The organism is Caulobacter sp. HMWF025, assembly GCF_003060965.1.
In the GTDB taxonomy this organism is placed as follows: Bacteria; Pseudomonadota; Alphaproteobacteria; order Caulobacterales; family Caulobacteraceae; genus Caulobacter.
Genome location: NZ_QAII01000142.1, coordinates 1 through 6,822, shown reverse-complemented (window position 1 = coordinate 6,822; position 6,822 = coordinate 1). Strand labels below are relative to the sequence as shown.

At 66.0% G+C, this 6,822-nt stretch carries 6 protein-coding genes; 3 read left to right on the top strand and 3 right to left on the bottom strand.

The features are described 5' to 3' along the window. The 3 genes from DBR10_RS19355 to DBR10_RS14750 form a co-directional block, all read left to right on the top strand. A partial coding sequence (locus DBR10_RS19355) for a hypothetical protein (protein WP_199225346.1) occupies window positions 1-289 on the top strand: 289 nt, incomplete at its 5' end. After that, entirely contained in the window at window positions 286-1,188 is a 903-nt protein-coding gene (locus DBR10_RS14755; protein ID WP_108556468.1) for a hypothetical protein, read from the top strand. The genes DBR10_RS19355 and DBR10_RS14755, both read left to right, overlap by 4 nt. A 3-nt stretch (window positions 1,189-1,191) precedes the next feature. Further along, window positions 1,192-4,302: an efflux RND transporter permease subunit gene (locus tag DBR10_RS14750; RefSeq protein ID WP_108506000.1), complete on the top strand. Its 3,111-nt coding sequence runs from the start codon at window positions 1,192-1,194 to the stop codon at window positions 4,300-4,302. 180 nt (window positions 4,303-4,482) lie between these two features. Here the strand turns inward: DBR10_RS14750 and DBR10_RS14745 are convergent, their stop codons facing one another. The 3 genes from DBR10_RS14745 to DBR10_RS14735 all read right to left on the bottom strand — a co-directional run. Next, window positions 4,483-4,953 carry an MmcQ/YjbR family DNA-binding protein gene (locus tag DBR10_RS14745; protein WP_108490059.1) on the bottom strand — a complete coding sequence of 157 codons (471 nt, stop codon included), beginning with the start codon at window positions 4,951-4,953 and terminating at the stop codon, window positions 4,483-4,485. Window positions 4,954-5,722: 769 nt separating this feature from the next. Further along, entirely contained in the window at window positions 5,723-6,526 is an 804-nt protein-coding gene (locus tag DBR10_RS14740; RefSeq protein ID WP_233243423.1) for a glycoside hydrolase family 16 protein, read from the bottom strand. Window positions 6,527-6,561: 35 nt separating this feature from the next. Beyond that, window positions 6,562-6,822: substrate-binding domain-containing protein (locus tag DBR10_RS14735; RefSeq protein ID WP_158273165.1), on the bottom strand; the 261-nt coding region annotated here is incomplete at its 5' end.

Below are 6,822 nucleotides of genomic sequence, written 5' to 3'. Positions count from 1 at the left end.
CCTCAGCGCGGCGCGCGCCACCGAAGTCCTGATCCGTGATCGCGACCTGCCCATAGCCCAGCGTCTGGCTGCTGCCATGGCGCGCAGCCTTGCGGCGGGTGCGGCGGACCGGGTGGAGGACCTTGGGACCCAGGCCGCCTTGCTGGACGCTGAACTTTCGCTGCTGGACGCCCGTCGGGCGGCCATCATCGCCGGCGTGGATCTCGAAGATGCCTTGCGCACCGCGTCAGACCCCGCTGAAACCCTGATCTTGCAGACCGCGATCCGCGCCCTTGGAGATGGACAATGATCAAGACCGGGGTCCTCTCCGTCATCGCCGGTCTCGTGCTGGCGGGCTCGGCCTCGGCGGCCGAACCGCCGAGCGTCCAGGTCGATGCGGCGACCCAGAAGCGGATCGGCGTCGCAACCGCCACCCTGGTCGCCGCCCGGCATCAGACGACGATCTCGGGCTTTGCACGCGTCATCGATCCCGTGCCCCTGGCGACGCTGGACAGCGATCTGGTCGCCGCGCTGGCGACCGAACAGGCCTCGCGGAGCGAGGCGGCGCGGACCAAGGCCCTAGCAGAGGCCGATTCCACGGTTTCCCTGAAGGTTGCCCAGTCCGCTCAGGCTCAGGCCCGTGCGGACGCCGCGCGACTGTCCCTGCTGCGCCGACGCATCGGACTGGAATGGGGACCGGCCTTTACCGGCGACCTCACTCGGGCCCGGCTGATCGCCGACCTGGTGGCAGGGCGGGCGGCGCTGGTCCGCATCGATGTCCCGATGGGCGGGCAGGGCGCGCGCAGCGCGCGGATGCAACTGGGCAGCGGCGAAACGGTCAATATCGCGATCCTGGGCCCCGCCCGGACGGCCGATCCCCGTGTTCAGACAGGTGGCCTGATGGGGGTTGTTCGGGGCGATGCTGCCGCTCGCATGGGTGTTGGGCTATCCGCGCCCGTCACGCTTTCGGGGGGTGACGGGCACTCTGGCGTTGTTGTGCCGCGCGGCGCTTTGATCCGCACCGGCGGCCAGACCTTCGCCTATGTCCGCAAGGACGCCACTCATTTCGAGCGACGGGCGCTGGTCGCGGCGGCCCCGCTTGCGGAAGGCCTGTTCTCGGCGGGAGGCTTCAAGCCGGGCGAGGCGGTCGTGGTGTCCGGCGCATCGGCGCTTCTGGCCGCCGAGAGCGCGCCCAAGGTCGAGGACTAGCCGATGCTCAGCGCTATCGTCCGCTGGTCCCTGGCCCGGCCGCGCCTGATTGCGGCCGCGGCGCTGCTGCTGTTCATCTATGGCTGCGTGGTGCTGACAAACGCCAAGTTCGACGTCTTTCCGGAGTTCGTCCCCGCGCAGGCCGAGATCCAGACAGAAGCGCCGGGTTTGACGGCCGAGCAGGTCGAGCAACTGGTCACCCGGCCGGTTGAGCAGGCGGTCAACGGCGCAGCGGGCGTGGCGACGGTGCGCTCGGACTCGATCCAGGGCATCTCGATCGTCAGTGTCACCTTTGCCGAGGGCTCCGAGCCGTACCGCGCCCGGCAGGTGGTGGCCGAGGCCTTGGGCGAGGTGACGACGAGCCTGCCGGCCGGCGTGCAGCCGCCCAAGGTCTCGCCCCTGACCTCATCGACCATGGATCTGCTGAAGATCGGCTTCACCTCGGACACGCTCTCGCCCATGCAACTGCGCGACCTGGTGCAGTGGACTGTTCGGCCCAGGCTGCTCGCGGCGGCCGGCGTGGCGCGCGCGACGGTCTTCGGCGGCGAGGTCCGCCGGTTCGAGGTGCGGGTGCGCCCCGACGATCTGGCGGCGCGCAATCTGTCGCTTTCCGACATGGTAGCCGCGGTCAGGGCTTCCACCGGGGTCAGCGGCGGTGGCTTCATCGACACGCCGCAACAGCGCATCCTGATCGAAGCACGGGGGCAGGCCCTGAGCGCCGCCGACATCGCGGCCGCACCCGTGTCCAGCGCCCCCGACGGCGCGCCCGTGCGGATCGGCGATGTCGCAGACGTCAGTTTCGCGCCGGCGCCGGCCATCGGCGACGCGGTGATTATGGGCAAGCCCGGCGTCCTGATCGGCCTGTCGAGCCAGTATGGCGCGAACACCCTGGATGCGACGCGCTCGGTCGAGGCGGCCTTGGCCGAACTGAAACCGGCCCTCGACGCCCAGGGCGTGAAGGTTGAGGCCAATCTGCATCGCCCGGCCAACTTTATCTCTGCTGCCCTGGGGGGCATCGCAGAGGATCTGGTAATCGGCGCCGTCCTGATCGCCGTCGTCCTGCTTCTGTTCATGGGCAATCTGCGCACGGTGCTGGTGTCGTTCGTGTCGATCCCGCTGTCGCTGCTGACCGCGGTGATTGTGCTCAATGCCCTGGGCTGGACGATCAACACCATGACCCTGGGCGGCCTGGCCGTGGCGCTGGGCGTTGTCGTCGACGACGCGGTGATCGACGTTGAGAACATCGTGCGCCGCCTTCGTGTAAGTGGCGATAGGCCGGTCGCCGAGGTAGTGCTCGCGGCCGCCCTGGAGGTGCGCGCCCCGGTCATCTACGCGACCCTGGTCGTGGCCCTGATCCTGGTTCCGGTGCTGATGCTCGGGGGGTTGCAGGGCGCGTTTTTCTCGCCGCTGGCCGCGTCGTTCATTCTGGCGACGGCTGCGTCGCTGGCGGTGGCCATCGTGATCACCCCGCCGCTCTGCCTGCTTCTGCTCGCCAATACCCGGCTGCCGGACGAGCCCAAGCTCATTACCCGCGCCAAGGCCTGGCACGGGACCGTGCTGGTCCGGGCCGCCGGGCGACCAGTGCTGGCGGTGACGGCGGCCGTCCTGGCCACGATCCTGACCACTGCGGGTCTGGTGCTGTTCAATTCCGAACTGCTGCCCAGTTTTCGCGAAGGACACTTCGTGCTCGCCGTCGCAGGGCCGCCCGGCACGTCGATGTCGGTGATGCGCAGATATGGGGAGGGCATTACCCACGACCTGCTGGCCATTCCCGGCGTCCAGAGCGCCGAGCAACAGATCGGGCGCGCGTCAGGGGGTGAGGACACCTGGGGTGTGGAGCGCAGCGAGTTTCACGTCGAGTTGAAACCCAAGCTGTCAGGCAAGGACCAGGATCGCATCCAGGCTGCGATCCACGAAACCCTTGACCGTTATCCGGGCCTTGAGACCGAGGTCATGACCTTCCTGGGTGACCGGATCGGCGAGTCGCTGTCGGGCGAAACCGCCGCCCTGGCCGTCGGCGTCTACGGTGCCGACCTCGACACCCTGGACAGGACCGCCGCCGAGATCGCCGCTGTGATGGAGAAGGTTCCCGGCGCGATTGACGTCAAGGTCCAGACGCCGCCGAGTACGCCCGTCGTTCGCGTCGATCTCGATCTGCCGTCCCTGGCCCGCTACGGTCTGTCGCCCGCCGAGGTGCTCGACGCCGTGCAGACCGCCTATCAGGGCGCGGTCGCGGCCCAAGTCTATCAGGAGAGCCGCGCCCTCGATATTGCGGTGACGACGCCGCCCGAAATCCGTCAGGATCCCGAGGCCGTCGGTGAGCTTCTGATCCGATCCGGAAGCGGGGTCGTCACGCCCCTGAAGTCCGTCGCCCGCGTCTATCTCACTGAGGGTCGAACCAGTGTCTCCCATGAAGGCGGACGCCAGCGGCAGGTGATCACGACCAATCCCTCACCCGGTGACGTTCAGCGGGTGACTCGCGCGGTTCAGACCGCCATCGCCCAGCAGGTTCAACTGCCGCCGGGTGTCTATGTCGACTATGCCGGGACGGCGGCCGGAACCCAGGCGGCCCAGCGCCAGTTGCTGTTCAATGTGGCTGTCGCGATCATTGCGGTGGTGGCGGTGCTGCTGGTCACGTTCGGCGACGGCCGAGCTGTGGGCCTGATCCTGGCATCGGTCCCCTTCGCGCTGGTCGGCGGCGTCGCCGCCGTGGCCCTGACCGGCGCGAGCCTCTCGCTGGGCTCGCTGGTCGGGTTCGTCACCCTGTTCGGTGTCGCGGCCCGAAATGCCATCCTGCTGATTTCGCACCTGGAACACCTGATCGGCGTTGAAGGTCGCGACTGGTCCCTGGAGACCCTGGCCCAGGCGACCCGTGAGCGGGTGACGCCGATCCTGATGACCGCCCTGGTCACGGCCCTGGGCGTTCTGCCCCTGGCCATCCAGACCGGTCAGGCCGGTCGCGAGATCCAGGGCCCGATGGCCATCGTCATCCTGGGCGGCCTGATCACCTCAACCATCGCCAGCCTGATCGTATTGCCCACCCTGGTCTGGCGTTTCGGGCGCTCGCCCCCGTCTGACCATTCCAACACCAGGACGGCCCAGCTGCCTGGTTGAGCGCGAAGGCCCCGGGTGAGGCCGTACGAAAACCTAGGTTATGGCCCAGCCGCGCGCGGGGCATGCTTTTGCGTTTTTGGCCGGAGGCGTGAAATCGGGAGACGCATCAAGGGCAGGTAATGGCGCGTCTCAGTCGCCGAAGCAGAAATACTCAGCAGCGCTTTAGGGCGAGAGCGGGCATCAACCGAAGGCACTCTGTCTCAGACGGGCAGGTGCCCGAAGCCGCCAGGCCTCCTCCAGACGCGTCTCAAGCTCAGCATTATCCATCTCATCGAGCCTTATCAGCACCGCTGGGTAGCCTCGGTAATGGTCGTCGTCAAAATACAGAGCCGGCATTGCTTCGATCAGCATCTCTTTGACAGCAATCTCGCAGGCAACGGCGACCACGCCATGGACAGGCTCCCGCCGACCTTTCGCATGGGTTCTGGCAAGATAGGCCCAACACAGCGCCTTCTTCCCAATGCTAAAAGAAATGCCCTCGCCAGTGACGCCCGGCAGGTTGGAAGCGATGCGTTCTAGGTCGCTTGGGGTGGACATAAAGCCGAGCATAGCAAGGACGACGGCCTGATGCATCGTGGCCGAGGTTGCCCTAACGGTAATGTGCTGAGGCCGCTCCTGACTGAAGGCCAGAAACCAGTCGGGCAAAGCCACTGGCCCATCCGGCTGTAAGGCTGGAATCTGGAGATGAGCCAAGGTCCATTTATGGCGCTGAGCGGGAGTGCGTATCAGCCCAAGAGTGTGCAGGGCCGGCGCTGTCCTCGGATACGTGTTTGTGGGCACGGCCGGGGCGGGCGATCTATCGGAGTGCAGTGTCCGGTTTCCTACGTCTGTTCACCGGTGAGACTGGCTTCTTCAGTCAGTCGGAACAGCGGTGAGTGGCGCACTTTGATTTACGACCTCGAAATAACCAATTGATTTTGTTGGATATTTTTAAGGCCTCGTTTACGCGTAAGTCTCTGAAGTTTAATGGCTATACCCTGCTTCCCAAGCAGAATGTCGTGGGTTCGATTCCCATCGCCCGCTCCATTTTCCCCGATAACATCAAATCTGTTTGTCGCGGGTTTCGGCGCTCTCAGCGCCGGCTTGCAGCGATGGTCATCAGCCGTTCTGGCGGGTCAGATCCAGTCGCGCTGCGATTCCACGGGCGATAAGGTCGCGATCGATGCAGATCGGCAAATTTCCGACCGGGGTTGGCCAACGGCTTCGACCATCCCGGGGCGGGATTGGCATCCGCCCGCGCATGGTCGGCCGACCAACGAAAGAGCCGGCGAATGACCTGACCCATCTGATGACCAGCAGGCGAGGGAGCGGACCAGGAGCGTCTCCCGGCCACCCGCCAATGGCGTCTTTCTGCCAGACGGTCAGCGCCGAGCCGTCAGTTATCCGCTGTGCCCTGGAGGCAGGGTCACGGGGTCCGACTTCAAGACGACGTCGACTGGAAAACCCGGATGTAGTCGACCTCGAGCGTCTGCGGAAAAGCGCGGCGATCCACGCCCTTCGCTCCGCCCCAGTCACCGCCGACGGCAAGGTTCAAGATCGCGTAGAAGGGTTTGTTAAAGGGCCAGGTCGCGGGATCGCCGCGACCATCATTCGGGAAAGCATAATAGACGACGTCGTCGACCCCGAATTTGATGGCCTCGGGGGTCCAGTGCACCTGATAGCGGTGAAAGGCGTCGCAGGCGTCAGCGATGCGCGTCTGCCCACCCCGCTCAGTGCCGCGGGTATGGTTGTAGCTCGAGGTATGCACCGTGCCGTGAACAACGCCCGGATCATGCCCGACGTGCTCGAGAAGATCGATCTCACCCCCGGCAGGCCAGTTGATGTCCGCGACAGGGAGAAGCCAGGCCGCAGGCCATGTTCCCCGCCCGCAAGGCAACTTCGCCCTGACCTCGAAGAAGCCATAGGTCCATTGGGCAAGGCCCCGTGAGACCAGTCTCGCCGAGGTGAACTTCTGACCGCCGGAATCCCGAGTCCTTGCCGCATCCGGCCTTTCGCGGCGCGCCTCAATCAAAAGCCGGCCGCCTTCCACACGCGCGTTCTCGCGGCGGCGCGCCGAATAGTACTGGAGCTCGTTATTGTACCAGCCGTCCCGATTGCGCGCGACATCATAGGTCCAGCGGGCCGGATCGGGCAGGCCGTCGATATCGAACTCGTCGTTCCAGACCAGTCGATAGCCCTCAGGACCTGTGACCTCGGCCTGCACCGGGGCCGCAGCGAGGGTCATCAGGGCCAGGGACAGGCCCCGCCAGATGCGCCGGTTCATGCAACCTCCCAAATCGTGTCTGTTCCACCGACGTTGATCGCTGGCGCCGAGACCTTTCCGGCCGCTTTACTGGTGTTCCAGGCGCTGGGCGCGTTCATCGCGTGCTGGGCCATTTCCACGATGGGCTGGCGAATGATGGTCATGGACGGCCAGTTTCCGGCGGCGATCGGTGCATCGACTAGGCCCGCGAGCGACAGGTCATCCGGAATGCGCAGGCCGTGTTTACGGGCCGCCATGCAGGTGGCGGGAAAACAGGG

Bases quoted from the DNA above. Each gene is read 5' to 3' on its own strand.
- DBR10_RS14755 (WP_108556468.1), top strand. From the start codon at position 286: ATGATCAAGACCGGGGTCCTCTCCGTCATCGCCGGTCTCGTGCTGGCG.
- DBR10_RS14740 (WP_233243423.1), bottom strand. From the start codon at position 6,526: ATGACCCTCGCTGCGGCCCCGGTGCAGGCCGAGGTCACAGGTCCTGAG.
- DBR10_RS14750 (WP_108506000.1), top strand. From the start codon at position 1,192: ATGCTCAGCGCTATCGTCCGCTGGTCCCTGGCCCGGCCGCGCCTGATT.